At 63.3% G+C, this 19,030-nt stretch carries 16 protein-coding genes; 4 read left to right on the top strand and 12 right to left on the bottom strand.

The genetic code is table 11. The annotated features are described in order from the left end of the window. Genes P3T42_RS01415 through P3T42_RS01405 form a run of 3 tightly spaced genes read right to left on the bottom strand, consistent with a single transcriptional unit; the run spans position 1 to position 3,844 of the window. Positions 1-2,217: a GNVR domain-containing protein gene (locus tag P3T42_RS01415; RefSeq protein WP_429304953.1), complete on the bottom strand. Its 2,217-nt coding sequence runs from the start codon at positions 2,215-2,217 to the stop codon at positions 1-3. After that, positions 2,214-2,669: a protein-tyrosine-phosphatase gene (locus P3T42_RS01410; RefSeq protein ID WP_429304952.1), complete on the bottom strand. Its 456-nt coding sequence runs from the start codon at positions 2,667-2,669 to the stop codon at positions 2,214-2,216. Before P3T42_RS01410 ends, P3T42_RS01415 begins: the two co-directional genes overlap by 4 nt. Next, entirely contained in the window at positions 2,669-3,844 is a 1,176-nt protein-coding gene (locus tag P3T42_RS01405; protein WP_253190182.1) for a polysaccharide biosynthesis/export family protein, read from the bottom strand. Before P3T42_RS01405 ends, P3T42_RS01410 begins: the two co-directional genes overlap by 1 nt. Positions 3,845-4,008: 164 nt before the next feature. Here P3T42_RS01405 and P3T42_RS01400 point away from each other — a divergent pair, with 164 nt between their 5' ends. Then, entirely contained in the window at positions 4,009-4,395 is a 387-nt protein-coding gene (locus P3T42_RS01400) for a hypothetical protein (RefSeq protein WP_429304951.1), read from the top strand. Positions 4,396-4,490: 95 nt separating this feature from the next. On the opposite strand, the gene P3T42_RS01395 is transcribed toward P3T42_RS01400, so the two are convergent. From P3T42_RS01395 to P3T42_RS01370, 6 genes are all read right to left on the bottom strand, one after another. Beyond that, entirely contained in the window at positions 4,491-5,570 is a 1,080-nt protein-coding gene (locus tag P3T42_RS01395) for a sugar transferase (protein ID WP_429304950.1), read from the bottom strand. A 361-nt stretch (positions 5,571-5,931) separates the two neighbouring features. Beyond that, a complete protein-coding gene (locus P3T42_RS01390; protein WP_429305247.1) occupies positions 5,932-7,458 on the bottom strand; it encodes a mannose-1-phosphate guanylyltransferase/mannose-6-phosphate isomerase in 1,527 nt (508 codons plus the stop codon). A gap of 385 nt (positions 7,459-7,843) precedes the next feature. Next, positions 7,844-8,569, bottom strand: a complete 726-nt coding sequence (locus tag P3T42_RS01385; protein WP_074299179.1) for a hypothetical protein — start codon at positions 8,567-8,569, stop codon at positions 7,844-7,846. A 20-nt stretch (positions 8,570-8,589) separates the two neighbouring features. Beyond that, a complete protein-coding gene (locus P3T42_RS01380; protein ID WP_429304949.1) occupies positions 8,590-10,995 on the bottom strand; it encodes a YjbH domain-containing protein in 2,406 nt (801 codons plus the stop codon). Positions 10,996-11,287: 292 nt separating this feature from the next. Continuing rightward, positions 11,288-12,145 carry an EAL domain-containing protein gene (locus P3T42_RS01375; RefSeq protein ID WP_429304948.1) on the bottom strand — a complete coding sequence of 286 codons (858 nt, stop codon included), beginning with the start codon at positions 12,143-12,145 and terminating at the stop codon, positions 11,288-11,290. Between the two features lie 206 nt (positions 12,146-12,351). Further along, positions 12,352-12,630 (bottom strand): transposase, encoded by a 279-nt coding sequence (locus tag P3T42_RS01370; RefSeq protein ID WP_074299186.1) that lies wholly within the window; start codon positions 12,628-12,630, stop codon positions 12,352-12,354. A gap of 213 nt (positions 12,631-12,843) precedes the next feature. On the opposite strand from P3T42_RS01370, the gene P3T42_RS01365 reads away from it, so the two are divergent. Next, positions 12,844-13,161: a hypothetical protein gene (locus P3T42_RS01365; RefSeq protein WP_429304947.1), complete on the top strand. Its 318-nt coding sequence runs from the start codon at positions 12,844-12,846 to the stop codon at positions 13,159-13,161. A 100-nt stretch (positions 13,162-13,261) separates the two neighbouring features. Here the strand turns inward: P3T42_RS01365 and P3T42_RS01360 are convergent, their stop codons facing one another. The 3 genes from P3T42_RS01360 to P3T42_RS01350 form a co-directional block, all read right to left on the bottom strand. Continuing rightward, a complete protein-coding gene (locus P3T42_RS01360) occupies positions 13,262-14,296 on the bottom strand; it encodes an ABC transporter substrate-binding protein (RefSeq protein WP_074299189.1) in 1,035 nt (344 codons plus the stop codon). An 86-nt stretch (positions 14,297-14,382) separates the two neighbouring features. Then, positions 14,383-15,207: an ABC transporter ATP-binding protein gene (locus P3T42_RS01355; RefSeq protein WP_429304946.1), complete on the bottom strand. Its 825-nt coding sequence runs from the start codon at positions 15,205-15,207 to the stop codon at positions 14,383-14,385. After that, complete coding sequence (locus tag P3T42_RS01350; RefSeq protein WP_429304945.1) at positions 15,201-16,241, bottom strand: ABC transporter permease; 1,041 nt, start codon at positions 16,239-16,241, stop codon at positions 15,201-15,203. Before P3T42_RS01350 ends, P3T42_RS01355 begins: the two co-directional genes overlap by 7 nt. A 277-nt stretch (positions 16,242-16,518) precedes the next feature. On the opposite strand from P3T42_RS01350, the gene P3T42_RS01345 reads away from it, so the two are divergent. Both P3T42_RS01345 and P3T42_RS01340 read left to right on the top strand, forming a co-directional pair. After that, positions 16,519-17,289 (top strand): GntR family transcriptional regulator, encoded by a 771-nt coding sequence (locus P3T42_RS01345; protein ID WP_429304944.1) that lies wholly within the window; start codon positions 16,519-16,521, stop codon positions 17,287-17,289. Next, positions 17,286-19,025: a fumarate reductase/succinate dehydrogenase flavoprotein subunit gene (locus P3T42_RS01340; protein ID WP_429304943.1), complete on the top strand. Its 1,740-nt coding sequence runs from the start codon at positions 17,286-17,288 to the stop codon at positions 19,023-19,025. The genes P3T42_RS01345 and P3T42_RS01340 overlap by 4 nt, the downstream gene beginning before the upstream one ends. Positions 19,026-19,030 lie beyond the last annotated feature (5 nt).

Below are 19,030 nucleotides of genomic sequence, written 5' to 3'. Positions count from 1 at the left end.
TCAGTCCTGCGCGTAGGGTTCGTAGTTGTAGCTCGAGTACCGATATCGCCCGTAGCCGTAACCATACCGTCCCGGTCGCAGCCGCAGACCGTTGAAGATGACGCCGCGAATCTCCACCCCGATCTGCGAAAGCCGGCGTGCGGACTCGCGGATTTCGCCGATACCCGTCACGCCTTGTCGTGCCACGAGGAACATCGTGCCTGCCAGACGCGCCAGTTCGGTGGTCTCGGCAACCGGCAGGATCGGAGGGGCATCGCACAGCACCACTTCGTAGCCTGCGGCCAGACGCGTGAACAACACATGCAGATTGGCGTGCGACAGCACCTCGCTCGGATTCGGCACATAGCTGCCCCGCGAGATGAAATCGACCCCTGGCAATACATTCGTCTGCACCACCTCGTCGGCGCGATGCGTGCCAAGGACGAGCTCCGACAAACCCGGTCCGCGTTCGACGCCGATGTGGCGATGCAGGAACCCCTTGCGCAGGTCGGCATCCACCAGCAGCACCCGCTTGCCCGAAGCGCCGACCACGGCCGCCAGATTGAGCGAGATGAACGACTTGCCGATGCCGGGTGTCGGTCCGGTAATCAGCACGAGGCGGTTGCGCGCTTCGTGCATCGTGAATTCGAGCGCGGTGCGGAAGCTGCGCAGGCTTTCAATAGCCGGATCGGCATTCGCCGAGCCGGCGAGCACCAGACCTTTTGCGGGCGACGCCCGGCGCGTGCGCGTCAGCAGTTCCTCGTGGCGGCTGTGCGGCACGGTTGCGTAGACGGACAGGCCGGTCAGCCGCTCGATCTCGTGCGGATCGTCGATGGCGTCGAAAAGCTTGCGGCGCGTCAGCGCAACACTCACGCCAATGAAGAGCCCCATGAGCAGCGCGCCCGCAATGACGAGCGGCCGTTTCGGTCTGATCGGATCCTCCGGCACCGCGGCCGTGTCGACCAGCCGCACATTGCCGACCTTGCCCGCCTTGACGAGCCGCAACTGCTCCTGCGTATTGAGCAGGCTCGTGTACAGGTCCGTGTTGACCTGCACATCGCGCTGCAGGCGCAACACGTCCTGCTCCAGAGGCGGCAAGGCGCGCGTCTCGCCGGCAATCCGCTCGATTTCCGCTTGAGCCGTCTGCAGTTGGGAGTCGACCGCGAGTACCGCCGGATGCTCCGAGGTATAGCGCGCCAGCAGATCCTCGCGCTTCTGCTCGAGATCCGCGCGCCGGGATTGCGCCTCCACCGAACGCTGCAGCAAGGATGTCGCCTCCTCACTCAGGTCGACCGTGCCGTGGCTTGCGCGATACGTGTTGAAACGGCTCTCCGAGGTCTCCAGTTGCGTCTTCAGTTCCGGCAGTTGCGCTTCGAGGAAGTGGATGGAATGCTCCGCCTCCGCCGACTTGCGCTGCACGTTCTGCCGCACATACTCCGCGCCGATCGCGTTGAGGATGTCGCTTGTCCGTCGGGGATCCGTACCGTCGAGCGTCGCACCGATCACATCGGATTGCTTGCCCTTTTCCGCAATCGTCAGGTCCTCTTGCAGTTTCTCGATCGTCGCGAGGCGCGACGACCTGCGCAGCTCGAAGGTGGCGCCTGGGTTGCCCTGGATGTCTTCCACCAGTAATTGAAGCGGGCCGGACGACGTCGTGGCACGCAAGGTTTGCCCGACTTCGCCGCGCAGCCTGATATCGTCGTAGACGAGCTCGTAGTCGCGCCCCGTACCCTTCTTCAGGATGAATTTGCGGCCGTAGAGATTCGACGGCACATCGAACACCGGCACGTCGATGTGCTCCCGGCCCCATACGAACCCACCGGGCAACGGCGTCGACAAACCGTCCGAATGATCCCCTACCCAGCGCCCGATCAGCGGAACGTAACGCGGCGACGCGTGAATGAACAGGGCGAGGTTATCCACGGCCCGGCTGACCACCGTGCGCGAGCGAAGCACTTCAATTTCAGCGGACGCAGCAGTCTTGACATCGAACATGGATCCCGCGTCGCCGAACAGGTTTTTCGTCGAACTCGGATTTTCCTCGACCTGGATCAGGATGTCGGCCCGGTACACCGGCTCCGCGAGCACGGCGTACGCAATGCCGATCAGCAGCACGCATCCCGTCACCACGGCAATCAGCTTGCGGCTGTCGTACAGCGCGTCCAGATATTTGCCGAGATGTTCCGGCGGCCGCTCGTCGGCGTCCACGTAATCGATCGGTCCATTGAACTGGCTCATGCGCAGACTCCTAACTTCGCTTCGGCATCGATACGGGACAGATGCCATGACCAGCGCTCGACCCCTTCGCTGATGCTGCGGTGCGTGACCCGATAGGCCTCGGCCCCCTTCCTGTACGGATCGCCGATGTCGGACTCCTTGAGCAGACGGAACACCCGGCCGCGCGCCGCGGGATGGCGGTGCTCGATCACCCGCTTTTGCCTCTCACTCATCACGAGTACCGGCCAGGACGCTTCGATCATCCACGAGAAAAGCGGCTGCGAGCGGTGCTCGCCGACATGGATCCCCTCGGACTGCAGCAATTCGACCACCCGAGGGTCCGCTCGCATGCCGTGTACGGCGTCGATCCCCGCGGACAGCACCCGCGCCTCGGGGAGCGCCTGCTTGAACAGCGCCTCGGCCATCGGGCTGCGGCACACGTTCGCAGTACAAATCACCAGAATGGTATTCATCAGTAAGCTATGCTCCGGCCGGTAGCCAGGGTCTGGGCGCTCGGCAAGAACATGCCGACCACCCGGCTCCAGCGAACAAGGGATGAGGCGTCGACGAACACCACATCGTTCGCCTGTAATTCGAAGTTATTCGCCAGCGCCATGGCCGCCGGCGAGGTGGCATCCAGATGAAACACGGTTGGCTTGCCCGCTTTCGGGCTGCGCACGACGTACACCTGGCTCGCATCGCCCGAGTAGGGGCTGATGCCGCCGGCGTCGCCCAGCGCCTCGTTGAGCGTGAGGCGGCCGTTGTTCAACGTGAGCGTCGAGGTATGCCCCACTTCGCCGAGCACGAATACCTTGCTGTCGTTCTGGGAGAAAACCCGCACCAGATCGCCGTCGCGCAGGATGATGTTGTCGGGATTGATGCCCTGCTCGATCATGCTCGCGAGGTTGACCACGACCGTCTTGTCGCCGCGCGTCACGGCCACGACGGAGCGATCGCCTTGCGGCGTGAAGCCGCCCGCGCGGTTGATCGCCTCGGGCAAGCTCATGGGGAGGTCGTTCATGACCTGCAATCCCGGGACCCGAATCTCGCCGTCCAGGTAGATGCGCTTGCTGCGGTAGGCCTGAATGCGCAGCGTCACTTGCGGATTGCGGATGTATCGTCCGAGCTGCTTCGCCAGCAGGTCGCGCGCCTCCATTTCCGTCAGGCCGCTGAGTTTGAGCGCGCCGACATACGCGAATTGCACAAAGCCGCTCGAATCGATCGTGTAGCCCGAGACCACCGCGTTGGAGCCGGATGTGTCGATCCCCGTGGGGGTGCTGACCGTAGGCATATTGAGTTCCGGGTGGTCCCAGACGATGATGCTCAGCACGTCGCCGGGGCCAAGGGCATACGGACCCGGCTTGGCAAACAGGTCCTGCACATCCTTCGGAATGCCTGGCACCGCCGCGGCCTGCTCGTCCGCAATCAGGTTGCTGTTGATTTCAACCATCGCGCCGGCGGGCGGTGCGTCGCTCGCGGCCGTCGTATCGGCGCTCGCACCCGTGGTGGCGGAGGTTCTGCCGGACGTGCCGTGAGCCAGCGCCGCCGCGGCCTGCCCATCGCCGCCCGCTGCCCTGAAGGTCATGCCGGGCGCGAACGTGCAGCCGGACAACAGCGCGGCGAGTAGCACGAAAGCTGAAAATCGCATCTTTCGCAATTCGGATTGTTTACGTAACATCGCTTCTGGCCCATTAGTATCAGTGGCGGGACATCAACAGGCACTGCCGACCCCGCCTTTTTAAACGCTCTTCCGGTCACCACACTTCCGTTGGCTTGCCGGCCGCTCCGTACTCCCAACTTCTTCGCCTCGACATGAGAAGACTTGCTCGCCTCACCGCCGTCCTGGCTTCGTTCACGGCTTTCACTGCCACTGCACAATCCCCGCAATCCGGCGCTGCTCATCCGGACGCGGCCAGTCATACCGAGGCACGCTCCCAGATCGAAGCCATGACGCCGCATCCCGCTTCAGGCGCGGATCACGCCGCTGCCGCTTCGGGCGTCGCCGCCAAACCACGCGATCCGTATGCGGTCAGTTCAGGTAAGGTACTCACCAACCGCCAGAAGCTCGCCCGCTTCCGCAACACACACACCGACAGCACCGCAGCAAAGAACAGCGACGATCCCTACCAATACAACGGGTGGGACAGCAAGGCGATCTACACCAGCCCTGCCTCGCCCGATTCGACCACCGCTCACTAACCGCTCACTAACCGGTCGATCGGCAGCGCCGCTTGCCGGTCGAACCGTTAGCGCCCGAATGGACGCGGGTATCGGCTCACAACGGCGCCAACGGTTCAGTAAGCCCCTTCACGCCGCATCACGACGCCGACCGTCTTCACCAGAATCGCCACATCCTGCGAGAGCGACCAGCGCTGCACATACGACACGTCGAGCGACACACGCTTTGCGTAGTCCACATCGTTGCGTCCGCTCACCTGCCATAAACCCGTGATGCCCGGCTTCGCCATCAGGTAATAGCGAACGTCGTGGCCGTAGCGCTCCAGTTCCTGCTCCACGACCGGACGCGGGCCGACGAGGCTCATTTCGCCGCGCAGGACGTTCCAGAGCTGCGGCAGTTCGTCGAGACTCGTGCGCCGCAAAAAGCGGCCGATCGCGGTCACGCGGATGTCGTTTCTCAGCTTGAAGTCTTGCGCCCACTCGGCGCGGGCCTCCGGGTCGTTGGCGAGCAATTCCTTCAGGACGACGTCCGCATTCACCACCATCGTTCTGAATTTCAAACAGCGGAATTTGCGCCCGTGCCGACCGATGCGCTCATGCCCGAAGGTGATCGGACCGCCGTCGCGCCGCACCTGCAAGGCAATGACCGCAAACAGCGGCGACAACGCCAGCAGCAGCGACACGGCGCAGAGCACGTCGAAACCGCGCTTCACCGCGCGTCGAACCGAACCCGCGGCGGTCGAATCGTCGGCGAGCGATGCGGTGTGCGCGCCGATGCCCTGCAACGCGGCACGGTGCGCGCGCTTGCCGATACGCCAGAACAAGGTAAGTACCGCGAGGGCGAGCGTGCGGGCGATCAGCAGGCCGAGTCCGCTGGTAATGGTCCAGTAAAGGAACCACAGGCGCGAGACGAGATGCGCACGATGCAGGACATACAGCAGCACGAAACCGCAGGCCTGAACCAGCAGCCACGCGAGAATCGTACGGCTCATCATGTTCAGAAGCGACTGCGTGCGCGGCGGCCGATAGGTACCGCAGGCGGGAAAGACCGATAAGGCCAGCGCGACGGCGAACGCCACGAGTGAGCCGTCGAAGCCCAGCAGCCTCCCAGTGTTTGCATCGTTGAGATGAAGCGCCCCCAAGGCGCCCAACACAATAAGCACGCCGTCCAGTACGCGTGTGATGATCCCCGACATTTTTTCTACCCCCGGTCCGCAACTCAATCCGATTGACTACTCAATGAGTAGTCCTTATCTGGTCATGCATTGTTTTGATCAGTCGTTTTATTCTTCAGCTATGCGGCCGCTGCTTTAACGATCAAGCGTCGCCAGCGCGGCGTTTTCATTGTCTTCAAAGCCCATCTGAGCGTGCCGTTCCGCACGGTTGCGCGTTACGTAACACGCATGACGCGTCACGTTCCACCGCATCGTCCACTACGCCTGGAAGAACCACTGGGAACACCCTCTGGCGTGGGCTTCAGCGCTATCTTGCGTGTTGTTGCAACGGTGTGCCGCCAGGTCCACCGCACTATTAAGCAAAGAACAAGCCAGCGGGATGCTATGAACGGCCGTAGTGATCTTCGAAACGTTGGATGTCGTCTTCGCCCAGATAGGAACCCGACTGAATTTCGATCAGCTCGAGCGACAGCTTCCCCGGGTTGACCAGTCGATGCCTGACGCCAAGCGGGATGTAGGTGGATTCGTTCTCGCTCAACAGGAACGTCTCTTCACCGCGCGTGACGAGCGCTGTCCCGCGCACGACGATCCAGTGTTCCGCGCGGTGATGATGCATTTGCAGGGACAGCGAGGCGCCTGGACGAACGACGATCCGTTTGACCTGATAGCGCTCGCCGTTATCCACCGACTCATACGTGCCCCACGGCCGATGGACCTTGCGATGCGTGTCGGCCTCCGGACATTGCTTCGCCTTCAGTTGCGCAACGAGGCCCTTGACGTGCTGCACGGCGTCTCTCGCCACTACCAGCACAGCGTCCGCGGTTTCGACCACCACCAGATCGCGCGTCCCCACACAGGCCACGAGCCGCCCTTCGGCATGAACGAACGTCGATGCCGCGCGCTCCATCACCACCTGACCACGGGTCCCGTTGCCGGCTGCGTCTTTGGGCAGCGCATTCGCCACCGCATCCCACGAGCCGACATCGGACCAGCCGGCATCGAGCGGAATCACAACAGTGGGCACATCGTTCTTCAGATTGCCGATCTTTTCCATGACGGCGTAGTCAATCGAATCGGCCGGCGAGGCGGCGAAGGCAAGCGGGTCGAGCCGGCAAAACTCGCCATCCATGGTCAGGCCTTCGACTGCCTGCCTGCACGCAGCGAAGATGGCAGGCTGGAGTTCACCGATCGCAGCGAGCCAGGTGGTTGCCCGGACAACATAGATGCCGCTGTTCCACCAATGCGTGCCGCTCGCCACATAGCGTTGCGCCAGTTCGATGCCCGGTTTTTCGACAAAGCCGCCGAGCCTGAAACCACCGAACGCGCTCATGGGCTCGCCGATCTTCAGGTAGCCGTAAGCGGTCTCGGCATGCGTCGGCACTACGCCCAGCGTCGCGATGCTGCCTTGCGCCGCATAGTGGGTCGCCGCGCTTAGCGCACGACGAAACGCGGCTGCGTCGCCCACGGCGTGATCGGCCGGCATCACCACCATGATCGAATCGCGTCCCTCGTGCCTGAGCATGAGCGCCGCTGCCGTCAGCGCCGCGGCGGTATCGCGGCGCGCCGGTTCAAGGACGATTTGCGCCGCCACGCCCACATCGCGCAACTGATGGGCGGTGATGAAACGCTGCGCTTCTCCGCATACCACCAGCATGCGCTTCGCAGCCGGAAAACCGGTGTCGAGCCCCTCGACGTGGGAGACCGTTTGTTGCAGAAGGGACTCGGTCTTTAGCAGTCCAATCAACTGCTTCGGGTACTGTTCACGGGACAACGGCCACAGGCGGGTACCCGATCCGCCGGCAAGGATCACGGCACAGACGTCGGTGTCGAGTTCAGTGGATGCGGGCTGTCCATCGTCTACCGCCGGAGCGTATGCCGTCGCTTCGGCGCTACTCCATGGCGCATCCATGACGTCGCCGTCAATCACGCTTTGGTCTTTGAGATCCATGATCACGCTTCCCCGTGTTTATAGTGCTTCCCGTCTGCGCAACGTCATTGCACATCCCGTGCCAATCGGGCCCTCGACGCGGAGCTTTTTCGCGGCGCAACAAAAAAGCCTTTCCAAACAAGTATTTCCGCTTTTCCAGGGACCTCTCGGCACGCGCAAATGACTGCGGGTCAAGCCTCGGGAAGCCAGGATGTTACGTAGCGTGGCCTATGGTGTTACGCACAATAGGAACACCGAAAACACGCTCGCCGCAGGCGCCGCACATCGCGTACAGGCGAGTGAACGCCTGGCCGCGGCACGACGCCCGCCATTCCCCTAAAGACCGACCCCCGTTGCCCGAATGAGGCTAGGTGCCGCTCGTCCCGCCGGTACCGCCAGTCGCAGCCCCTGTTCCGCTGGATCCGCTGCTCGATGGATTGCCCACTGCAGCCCCCGCGGCAATGGCAGCGTTAACCAGCGCCGTCGACGGCTGACCATTGCTGCCGATCGCCCCTGCTGCCAGCAGCGCGTCCAGATCCGCATCCGCGCCAGGCTGTCCTGGCGTAAACGAAGTCGTCAGAAACGCGTTCGTCGAAAGCGTCACGCCGTACATGCTCTGCAGCAGCTTCGCGACACCGTTCTCGGCGTTGGCGATCAGCGTGCTGTTGGTCACCGCGTTCTGGTACGTCGCGTTCGTGGCAATGCCGGCGATCAGGCCGTCCACCGTGGTGCCCAGTTCGCCGGCCAGATAGCTCAACAGCAACTGCGTCAGCGGCGTCACATTGAACGTTCCCGAACCGGAGGCAAACGAATTGATGGTGATCGAGCCGTTCGTGGCAGTGATCGAACACGGGCCGTCAAACTTGAACGAGGCCGTATACGCGCCGTTGGCATTGGCCGTGGTGCTGCCCGAGCCGTTCTTGCAAGTCAGCTGGATGGACGCATTGGCCAGTGCGGCGCCGACCGCCGCGGTGCCGCTAACGGTACCCGTCGCCAACCCGCCACCGCCGCCACACGCCATCAGCGCACTGGTTGCGAGCGCAACGGATCCCAGCTGCAAGCTGCGCAGCGAGGCAGTATTAAGAAGCTTCATCGATTTTCTCCTGGAGGACGTCACTGACAATTGACAGGCGGACGTGCCTGTCCCTCGCTTACACCTTGTGAACGGGTATCGCAGGCAGCCGGCTCGCGCGCCGCGGATATCGTCGGATCGAGCGTCTGCGCATGGGGTTGTGGCTGTGGTGGCGGCGCTTCATCGTCAGGCCGCGCGTAACGCACATAGGCGTCGCGCATCCTGTAGAGCTGCGTGGCGAAGTACTCCGCGCTAAAGCGGCCCTGGTTCAGGACATTTTCTTGCGTGCTATACGGGAAATCGACGTTCTCCGCCGCGACGGTATTCAGATAGTTCCGCGAATTGACACGCGTGCGGAAGTCGAGCGCAAACTGCCCCGTTCCATCCAGCTGAGTGATGCCCGGCTTCATGCCCTGGCGCGGCGTAAGCGGGAAGCTGATGGCCGCGCCGACGAAGCTGCCTTCGCCGCTATGCTCGGCCGACACGCTCACCGACACGTCGTCGAACCAGCGCGTCAGCGTAATCAACGGTCCCTTGTCGCCGTCGACATACCGCGCGACGCCCGCCTCGACCCACATATTCCAGGCAGGCTGAACCCACCGGTACGTCAGCACCGCATTCTTCTCGTTCGGCAACGCCTCGTGGCCCGGCTCCTGATGCAGATAGGCGAGCTGCAACCGCACCAGGTCAGGCCGTCCGGGGACGAAGACGGTGGTCTCGTTCTCGATGCCGAGGTAGTCGTAATCGAATTTCCCCACCGCTGCGACGTTGAACACTTGCGGCATGATCCAGAAGCTCTGGGCCAGCGCTGCGCTCGACAAGCCGCCGCGCAGGCGGTATTCGCTAAAGACGCGGCCGTCGTCCATGTTCTTCGTGTTGTAGACCGGTGCGATATAACTGCCGTACAGTTCCGCGCCGCGCCAAAGCGGTACGAAGCCTTCGATGGCTGCGCCGAGCGAAAAGTCGAAATTGCCGTACTCGGTGCCGTACAGGTAGCTTGTCACCGGCTTGATCTGGATGCGCGAGAGGCCATGGCTTCGCTCATCGCCGTACCAGGCGATCGAATCGGCGTCGTAGGTGGGACGTAAGTGCATCGTCAACGATCCACTGGCAAGGCCGGACGCACCACCCGCCATGAATTGCGCGTACGCTTCGCGATCGACGCTGACTTCCGCAATCGGCAGGTCCGCCTTCTTGATCACCGCGCGAATCCGCTCGATGCCGTGCGGCGCGTTGACGCTTGCGACGCCCAGCACAATGCCGAGCGCGTCCGCTTCGTTCTGGTTATAGCGGTGGTTTTCGTATTCGACGATCAGATCGCGCCCGCTGACGCCGACCCGAACGCGCTCGAGTCCAGCACCCACCAGTTGGTGCGCAATGCTCTCCAGCGCGGACGTATCCAGCGCTTGCGGTACGGCCGGCGTAGCCGCGCCCGGCACCGCGGGCGGCGCCTCGCTGACCACCACCGAGGCGTACGACTGCAGCGCGGGCACATAGGTAATCGCTGCGCCTGCGAGGCCCTTGCCGTCGGCAGCGTCGTCGTCGGCGGCGGCATCCGTACTCGTCATGTAGACCGGCGGCAGGTTGCGCAGCGCAATGGCGTGCACGTCGCTCCCATCGCTTGCAGTCGCCGCCGCGCCGCTTGAATTGTCCTTGCACAGCGGGTCCGCACAACGCTGCGGACTGAACCGCTTGCCCAACGGAATCTGCACGCCAATCGAAACGGACGCACGCGGCGACACGCCGTCCGTCTTCCGCACCGATCCCATCAAGGTACCCACGAAGCTCGCGTCGGCGAGCCAACTGATTGCCGGGGACTGGTAGCGAACGCCCGCATAAGGCGTCTTCGCATCGTCTTCGGCCAGCAGCGACAGCCCCGTATTCCAGAGAGCCAACTGCGCGCCGCCAAACACCCCGTCCAGGCGATCGCCTTGCCCGTACCCCACCGTCAGTGTGGCCGGCCCGAATGCCTGCGATACCACGCCGTACTTCGAACGAAAGAAATGCGACTGCCCGCCCACGTCCGTCACGCCGAAGGCAATATCCGGCTGATACTGGAAGAACTGCGGCACCTCGACTTTGACGTCGGCCATCAGGTGACGAAAGATGAAGTGATCGGCGCCGGTAAACGGCGCCGGCACATTGCCCGGGTAATTCGCGAGGCCGCCCGACACCTCCACATAGGGAAACAGGCCAAACGCCCCCCAGTAGATCTGCGAGCCCGTTGCCTCTTTCCCATAGCGGGGATCGAGGTAGTCGTTGTACTGCACTTCCCCGACACCGGACGGCAACGTGAAGCCGTACGGAATGACCAGACCGCCAGCCTGACCGAGTGCGTTGAGCGCCGGGTCCACTGCGTGTGCCGAGGCGGAGAAGACTAAGGCCACGCCTAGCGCGATCGCCCCGGGTGATAACTGTGGTTGTTGTGCAGGCAGTTTTCTGAGCATTTTTCTAATGTCGAGTGCGTCGTGGCACGTTGCCGTAGGACAATCGTTCGTAGTCCTTCTTTTTATAACCCATGGTGCAGCGCGCCATTTTCAAAGCAGCAAGTGTGCCAGGCACCCCGCTTCTGCACAAAGCGAGTTCCGCGCTTCAAAAGGCCTTTTAAAACGACGCACGCCACCCACACACGTCTACCGTGTGGCCGAACCACGCCTGATCACGCGAAAATTGCACTGCCCCGTTACGTAACGCCGTCCGTAACAGATAGAGACGGGAACGACTCTCGACGCGGTGGCGTCACCCCAGTAAGCCACCTAACGTCCGCACCGCCCGCGAATAGAAACTCCCCTGCGCCAGCACCCCGTGCCACTGCCGCAGCCACTGCGCCTGCTCCCCGGTCTCGACTCCGCTCACCACCACCCTCACATCCAATGCCTCAAACAACGCCAGCAAGCCTTCTACAACCTTGCACGAACGCAGATCGCCGGGTACGGCCGCCAACAGTTCGCGCGCCAGCTTGACCGTGTCGATATGAAGCGTCCCCAGGCCAGCGAGCGAAGCCTGTCCCGCGCCGAACTCGCCATACGACATCCCCACGCCCAGATCCCTGAGACCCTCGGTGAGCGAGCGAACCGACAGCACGCGCGCCGCATCCTCGCTTTCAGGTAGCTCCAGCTCGAGCAGATTCGGTGCGACGCCATAAGACTGCGCGATCTCCCGGACGTCCCGCGCGAAACCCTCGGACATCGCCACAGAAGGACACACGCCGATCGACACCGGGCACGGCTCCAGTCCTTGCCCAAGGCACACACTCAACTCGTGACACGCGCGCTCAACCACGAAGACACTCATGTGATACGCCACCTCGGACTGCTCGAGTTGCGGCATAAAAACGCCGGGCAGCAACAGCCCATACTGCGGATGCATCCAGCGCACCTGCGCTTCGGCCCGCGACAAGCGTCCCGTGCCGACCTGATAGACACCTTGGAACATCACATGAAACTCGCCTGCGTGCAGCCCTTGAGAGATGCGATCGCCCAGACCGTCGCCTATGTGTCCATCGGTCATCTGACTCTTCTGCTCACCTAAGACTGCGATTGCAAAGACGCCATTGCGCTGACGCTCCGGCTGGTTCCAGATCTGATTAGCCTGCATGGGTCTGCCTTCTCACAATGCCAAACAGACGTCTGAAAGCGAATTGCGTGCCAGTGTGTCGGGCGGCCGGATCACAGGGTTCGTCGATCGCCCAAAGCCTTTTCCGGACAGGGGCTTAGCGTTCTCGCACGGGCATGACCGGGGACGGGTCGAGCGCGTCGAAGGACCCGCCAGAGGGCGCTGTTACGTCGCGCACGTTACGTGCGTTACGCTCGCCCGTCGCCGCACTGGCGGGTGCCGAGAAGTTCGATCGCCCGCTCTAGTGCGCCCGAACGGCGCCACGCGATGTAGCGGGCGTAGCAGGTCTGCTGCGGCGGGAAACTGGCGGGAAGACGGTGCCATTTTTCGCCGCTCTGCTGGATCCAGAGAATGGCATCGAGAATCTCGCGCGGCGCGCGGCGAGGTCTCCCACGCGGTGACTGAGGCTCGCGAAACAGATGCTCGACGTGCATCCATGCGTCATCGGACAAGGGAATTTTGATCACGGGATTCGGCGAATGAAATAGATGGTGCAGACTCAATGCGCCCCTATAAATATCGCACCCGGATTTCTAAAGCCAGCGAAATAGAAAGTTGAAAAGTCCCGCGGGATGCGAGCTGTCCCGATCGCGGCGCGGCCGGCCGGCGCAAACCCGATAGTCACGGATTCCGCTCGCAATGGGAATACACTTGGGATACGACAAGCAAGGAGCAGCATCATGGTCGACGCTACCCCCCAGAACACGTTTCGTGGACTCCCCTTGACGCCTGAGCAGGACGCCGAAGTCAGGCACTATATCAAGCAGAAAAAACAGCATGGCGCGCCGTGGGACACACCGGAGTTATCAGCCATGCTAAGAGACATGCTGGAGCCGCCGGGTAACGACGAAGAGGAATCGGGTTCCATCGCCGACGAAACGGAAGCGGCCACCGAACGCGCGGCCGCTTCGATCGACGAAGCCATGGAACCCATTGAGGCGAGCGAAGAACGAACCGCCGCAATGGAAGCCGAGGCGATGAAAGGCCCCAGACGCTAACGGTTACGCAGTACCCACGCCGGGCGGTGCGGGCCCATGACTGCACGGGCGGTGACGGCCGAACCGGTCGCCGCCCGCGCCCGCCGCAGCCCAAACCCGCCTAAACCAGCACGTCCGCAAACACCCGGTTAGCGAAGTGGGTCGAATCCGTGCTGTTGTTCAACACGCCCACGGTTTTCAGATCGTCCGCATAGAGCGCGATTTCCTTCTTGAACGCATCGCCCACCGGATGATGGTGATCCGTGTGGCTCTTCAGCATCGCCGTCAGTTGCGCGACATCCGCCTGCGGCGCGTGCTCGGCAAAAATCGCCGCCGCATCGGCCGGATGATTGGCGGTCCACTCGGTGGCGTCGAGCAAGGCCTGGGTCAGGGCCTGCGCCGTCGCGCGATCCTTGCGCACCAGCGTCCCTCGTACGCCGAGCACGCAGCACACGCGGTTCTGGTATTCGCCGCACAGGTTGTTCGATACCTCTACCAGGTGATCCGATTCGCGGATGCTCCAGATGATCGGGTCGCCATCCGCAATCGCCTGCACCTCGCCCTTCTTCAGCGCTTCGCCGAGCAGGTTCGCCGGATACTGACGCCATTGCACCTGGCTGTCCGGATCGATACCCAGCTTCTTGAGCGTGATCGCAAAGAAGTTCTTGGTGGGGCTGGCCATATCGCTGACGCCGATCGTGTGTCCCTTGAGACCCGGCAAGTCGACGATCCCCGACGTGCGCGTGGCGAGCAGGCGCATGCAGCCGCCGTGGATGCCCGCGGTCAGCTTCACGTCGAAGCCCTGCTCCAGCGGCTTGATCCAGCGCAGCGCCATGCCGACGCCCGCGTCCGACTTGCCGGTCGCGATGGCTTCGAGCAACTGGTCGGTCGAGCCGGCGAAGTTGATCAACTCCACCTCCAGGCCGCGCTGCTTGAAAAAGCCCTGCTTGACCGCCACCGGTACCGGCGCGGTACAGATCGCGCCCGCATTCCACGAAAGCTTGAGCGGCGTGAGCGGGCCGTCCGCGAAGGCGAGCGAGCTGGACAGGCCAAGCGATGCGCCGCCCAGCGCCGCCGCGCCCGCGCTCCAGGCGGTCTTGCGCAACCAGGCGCGGCGCGACAGGCTGGCGGGAGAAGTGTCGTCGAAGGATGTCATGGTGTGCGGTTTCCTCAAGTCGTTATTGGTTTTGTACTGCGTGGTCAGGCAGCCCGGATGGCGGCAGTCGAATCAAGCGTTAGGCGTCAAGCCTCGAGCCCGAGTTGCGCGAGCACCTCGCGGCGCAACGCGACCAGCTTCGGATCGTCCCGATGCCGTGGATACGGCGCGTCGTTATGCACCTCGGCGACGATCCGCGCAGGACGCTCGCTGAACACAATCACGCGATTCGCGAGAAACAATGCCTCCTCCACGTCGTGCGTGACGAGCAGGACCGAAAACCGCGCGTCTTGCCACAGGCGCACGAGTTCGCCCTGCATGCGGATGCGAGTGAGCGAATCCAGCTTGCCGAACGGTTCGTCCAGCACCAGCAAGGCGGGATCGTTGACGAGCGCGCGCGCCAGCGCAACGCGCTGCGCCATGCCGCCGGACAACTGATGCGGGAAGGCGTCGGCAAACTCGCTCAGGCCCACCAGTTGCAGGGCGGCGTCGATACGTCGAGTGGTGCTGTCGGGTTCCGCCCTCGTCCACCAGCGGCGCTTATGACGCTGCGCCTGCGGACCGAGCCCAACGTTGGCGCGCACCGTGCGCCATGGAAACAGCGTCGGGTCCTGGAACACCACCACGCGCGACGGGTCAGGCCCAGCGATCGCGGCGCCGTCTGCTTGCACGCTGCCCTGTACGGGCGCATCGAGGCCCGCGACGAGTCGCAGCAAGGTCGACTTGCCGCAGCCGCTCGGTCCCAGCAGGGCGACGAACTCGCCCGGCTCGACCGTGAAGTCGACGTCCTGCAGCACCGGCAACGCCGCGCCCTGAAAGCTGAATTGATGACTGACGTTGCGCACGTCGATGCGCGCGCCGCCTTGTGGCGTAGACGCCGAGGCGGCGCTCACTGCAGGTACGGCTACCATTTGAGCAATCCTTTCTGCCACGCGAGCAAGCGGTCACGGAAGCGGAACAGCAGCGTAATCAGGCCCGAGCACATCAATGCCATGACCAGCAGCGCCGCATACATGTTCGAATACGCGGCCCAACCCTGGGCCCATTGCAGATACCAGCCGAGCCCCGCCTTCACGCCCATCATCTCCGCCACGATCAGGACCGAGAACGACACGCCGAGTCCCATGAACAGGCCCACAAACACCGACGGCAGCGCAGCCGGTATCGCGACTCGCAGGATCAGGAAGCTCGGCCGTGCGCCGAGCGTGCGGGCGATGTCGTAGTAGGCGGCATTCACGCCGGCAACGCCGGACCACGTCAGTACCGCCACCGGGAATGCCGTCGCCAGCGCGATCAGGAACACGCTCGCGCTGAAGCTGGAGGGAAAGAAAAAGAATGCGAGCGGCAACCATGCGGTAGGCGGCAGCGGCCCAAGCAGCCGCAGCACCGGATGCAGCCAGTAACTGACCGCGCGCGACCAGCCGATGCTCACGCCGATCACGAAGCCCGTCACGGCGCCCAGAATGTAGCCATACGCCAGCAGGCCCAGCGAATGCACGACGCTCGAGCCGAGACGCGGAAAGTCCTCGACGTATACGGCGATCAGCGCCTGGGGTGGCGCGAAGAACGGCCGCGGCAACCATTCGAGCTTGGCCGTCAGCGCCTCCCACACCGTCACGCCGAGCGCCAGCGCGAGCAGCCACGGCATCGCGCCGAGCCAGCGGTCGATGCGCGACGGCGTGGCCGTGTCGCTCGTGCGCTGCTTGCGCCAGCAGGCAATGCCGAGCAACGCGGCAAGCGCCGCCAGCGCGAGCTTGAGTGCGACGAGCTCGTTCGTATACGGCCAGTCGTCGAGATTGGGCCACCACTGCGTGAGCGCCGCGCCGCCCAGCCATGCCGACGCGGCAAGGCCGGCGATCACAACCCGTCGCGACACAGGATGCCGCGGCGTGGATCGGCCCACTCGCGCACTGCTCGAGGGGATCGTTTCAGATTGGGTAGACACGGTGGTAGCTCGCTCCGTCAGGCCGGCACACGTCCTCGCGGACAGATTCAACGCAGAGCGTAACGGTCCGAAACAAGCTTGAGAATTATTCGATTTGTATATGGTTATTCGAATCCGACATTTATGGTTTGCATGTTCGCTCGGGCGTCCCTTCAAGCGCTATCGCAGACATTCCGCGCTTATCAGCAAAACGATCAATAGATATCGCAAATGCTTCGTTTGACGCCACCGGGCCGCTGACTACACTGCGTTTCCATCTTGTCATAACAAGTTGCTCATGCCCCAAACCAATCTCGTGCCGTTCTCGCCGCAGCCGCTGTATGCGCAGATCAAGGACACGCTGCGCGGCCGGATTCTCGACGGCACCTACGCGCCGCACAGCCAGATGCCCTCGGAACACGAACTGTGCGCCCTGTTCGGCGTGAGCCGCATCACCGTGCGTCAGGCGCTCGGCGATCTCCAGAAAGAGGGGCTGCTGTTCAAGCTGCACGGCAAAGGCACCTTCGTCTCCAAACCGAAGGCCTTTCAGAACGTCACCTCGCTGCAGGGTTTCGGCGAAGCCATGTCGTCGATGGGCTACGAAATCGTCAACCAGTTGCGCAGTTTCCGGATCGTCGAGGCGAGCCGCCATGTCGCCGCCAAACTCAACTTGCCGGAAGGCGCGCCGGTGGCCGAAATCCATCGCGTGCGGCTGCTCAATCGCGAGGCCGTTTCGCTCGAAATCACCTGGCTGCCCGAAGTGTTCGGCAAACGCCTCGGCAATGCGGACCTCGCCACGCGCGACATCTTTCTGATCCTGGAGAACGACTGCGGCGTGTCGCTCGGCCATGCCGACGTCGCCATCGACGCCATTCTCGCCGACGACGAGATCGCAGCGGCCCTGCCGGTGCAGGAAGGCAGCCCGGTGCTGCGCATCGAGCGTCTCACGCACGATGCGGCGGGCGCCCCCATCGATTACGAATATCTCTACTTCCGCGGCGACGCGTTCCAATACCGGCTGCGCACCGATCGTCGCAAGCCGCGCCGCAACGCGAGGAAAGCATCATGAATACGCATGTTCTGGAATACGACATTGTGGTGGTGGGCGGCGGCACGGCCGGACCGATGGCGGCCATCAAGGCGAAGGAACGCAATCCCGAGCTGAAGGTACTGGTGCTGGAAAAGGCCAACGTCAAGCGCAGCGGCGCGATTTCGATGGGCATGGATGGACTGAACAACGCGGTGATTCCGGGCCATGCGACGCCCGAACAGTACACGCGCGAGATCACCATCGCCAACGACGGCATCGTCGATCAGGAAGCCGTCTACGCCTACGCGAAGCACAGCTTCACGACGATCGAGCAGCTCGACCGCTGGGGCGTGAAGTTCGAGAAGGACGGCACCGGCGACTATGCGGTCAAGAAAGTGCATCACATGGGCTCGTATGTGCTGCCGATGCCCGAGGGTCACGACATCAAGAAGGTGCTGTACCGCCAGTTGAAGCGCGCGCGCATTGCGCTGACCAACCGCATTGTCGCCACGCGCCTGTTGACGGATGCGCAAGGGCGCGTCTGCGGCGTGCTCGGTTTCGACTGCCGCACGGCGGATTTCTACGTGGTGCGCGCCAAAGCGGTGATTCTCTGCTGTGGCGCGGCGGGACGCCTCGGCCTGCCCTCGTCGGGCTATCTGATGGGCACCTACGAAAACCCCACCAATGCCGGCGACGGCTACGCCATGGCCTATCACGCGGGCGCCGCGCTCGCGAACCTCGAGTGCTTCCAGATCAACCCGCTGATCAAGGACTACAACGGACCCGCCTGCGCCTACGTCACCGGACCGCTGGGCGGTTTTACGGCCAACGGCAAAGGCGAACGCTTCATCGAATGCGATTACTGGAGCGGTCAGATGATGTGGGAGTTCTATCAGGAACTGCAAAGCGGCAATGGCCCGGTGTTCCTGAAGCTCGACCATCTCGCCGAGGAAACGATCCAGACCATCGAGCAGATCCTGCACACCAACGAACGGCCGAGCCGCGGCCGCTTTCATGCGGGGCGCGGCACCGATTACCGTCAGCAGATGGTGGAAATGCATATCTCGGAGATCGGCTTTTGCAGCGGGCACAGCGCCTCCGGCGTCTATGTCAACGCGCGCGCCGAAACCACGGTGCCGGGACTGTACGCGGCGGGCGACATGGCGGCGGTACCGCACAACTACATGCTGGGCGCCTTCACCTATGGCTGGTTTGCCGGCCAGAATGCCGCGGACTATGTGGCCGGTCGCGAGCATGCGCCGGTGGACGAACATCAGGTGGCCGCCGAACGTGCGCGCGTCTATGCGCCGCTCGAACGCGAGCATGGACACGCGCCTTCGCAGGTCGAATACAAGCTGCGGCGCATGGTGAACGACTATCTGCAGCCGCCCAAGGTGACGCGCAAGATGGAGATCGGCCTGCAACGCTTTGCAGAGATCGCCGAGGACATCGACTCGATCCGCGCGCTCAATCCGCATGAGCTGATGCGCGCGGCCGAAGTGCGCGCGATCCGCGATTGCGCGGAAATGGCGGCACGCGCCTCGCTGTTTCGCACCGAAAGCCGCTGGGGGCTGTATCACCATCGCGTCGATTATCCGCAGCGCGACGACGCGCAGTGGTTCTGCCACACGCATCTGCGCAAAGACGAGCACGGCCGCATGACGAGCGAGAAGCGCGCCGTCGAGCCTTATGTCGTGCCGCTTGCCGATGATGAGCGCAGCGCTTACCAGAAACTCCGCATCCGCGAGTCCGCCGCGCTCGCCGCCACGACCTGACAGAG

The sequence above is a fragment of the Paraburkholderia sp. GAS38 genome (assembly GCF_050434965.1).
GTDB classification, from domain to species: domain Bacteria; phylum Pseudomonadota; class Gammaproteobacteria; order Burkholderiales; family Burkholderiaceae; genus Paraburkholderia; species Paraburkholderia phenazinium_A.
Note: the sequence above shows the minus strand (reverse complement) of the source record. Positions and strands in the feature narration are given on the sequence as shown.

Coding starts and splice junctions, on each gene's coding strand:
- P3T42_RS01405 (WP_253190182.1), bottom strand. CDS start 3,844: ATGCGATTTTCAGCTTTCGTGCTACTCGCCGCGCTGTTGTCCGGCTGC.
- P3T42_RS01400 (WP_429304951.1), top strand. CDS start 4,009: ATGAGAAGACTTGCTCGCCTCACCGCCGTCCTGGCTTCGTTCACGGCT.
- P3T42_RS01375 (WP_429304948.1), bottom strand. CDS start 12,145: ATGCAGGCTAATCAGATCTGGAACCAGCCGGAGCGTCAGCGCAATGGC.
- P3T42_RS01345 (WP_429304944.1), top strand. CDS start 16,519: ATGCCCCAAACCAATCTCGTGCCGTTCTCGCCGCAGCCGCTGTATGCG.
- P3T42_RS01360 (WP_074299189.1), bottom strand. CDS start 14,296: ATGACATCCTTCGACGACACTTCTCCCGCCAGCCTGTCGCGCCGCGCC.
- P3T42_RS01380 (WP_429304949.1), bottom strand. CDS start 10,995: ATGCTCAGAAAACTGCCTGCACAACAACCACAGTTATCACCCGGGGCG.
- P3T42_RS01410 (WP_429304952.1), bottom strand. CDS start 2,669: ATGAATACCATTCTGGTGATTTGTACTGCGAACGTGTGCCGCAGCCCG.
- P3T42_RS01340 (WP_429304943.1), top strand. CDS start 17,286: ATGAATACGCATGTTCTGGAATACGACATTGTGGTGGTGGGCGGCGGC.
- P3T42_RS01395 (WP_429304950.1), bottom strand. CDS start 5,570: ATGTCGGGGATCATCACACGCGTACTGGACGGCGTGCTTATTGTGTTG.
- P3T42_RS01355 (WP_429304946.1), bottom strand. CDS start 15,207: ATGGTAGCCGTACCTGCAGTGAGCGCCGCCTCGGCGTCTACGCCACAA.
- P3T42_RS01385 (WP_074299179.1), bottom strand. CDS start 8,569: ATGAAGCTTCTTAATACTGCCTCGCTGCGCAGCTTGCAGCTGGGATCC.
- P3T42_RS01365 (WP_429304947.1), top strand. CDS start 12,844: ATGGTCGACGCTACCCCCCAGAACACGTTTCGTGGACTCCCCTTGACG.
- P3T42_RS01415 (WP_429304953.1), bottom strand. CDS start 2,217: ATGAGCCAGTTCAATGGACCGATCGATTACGTGGACGCCGACGAGCGG.
- P3T42_RS01390 (WP_429305247.1), bottom strand. CDS start 7,458: ATGGATGCGCCATGGAGTAGCGCCGAAGCGACGGCATACGCTCCGGCG.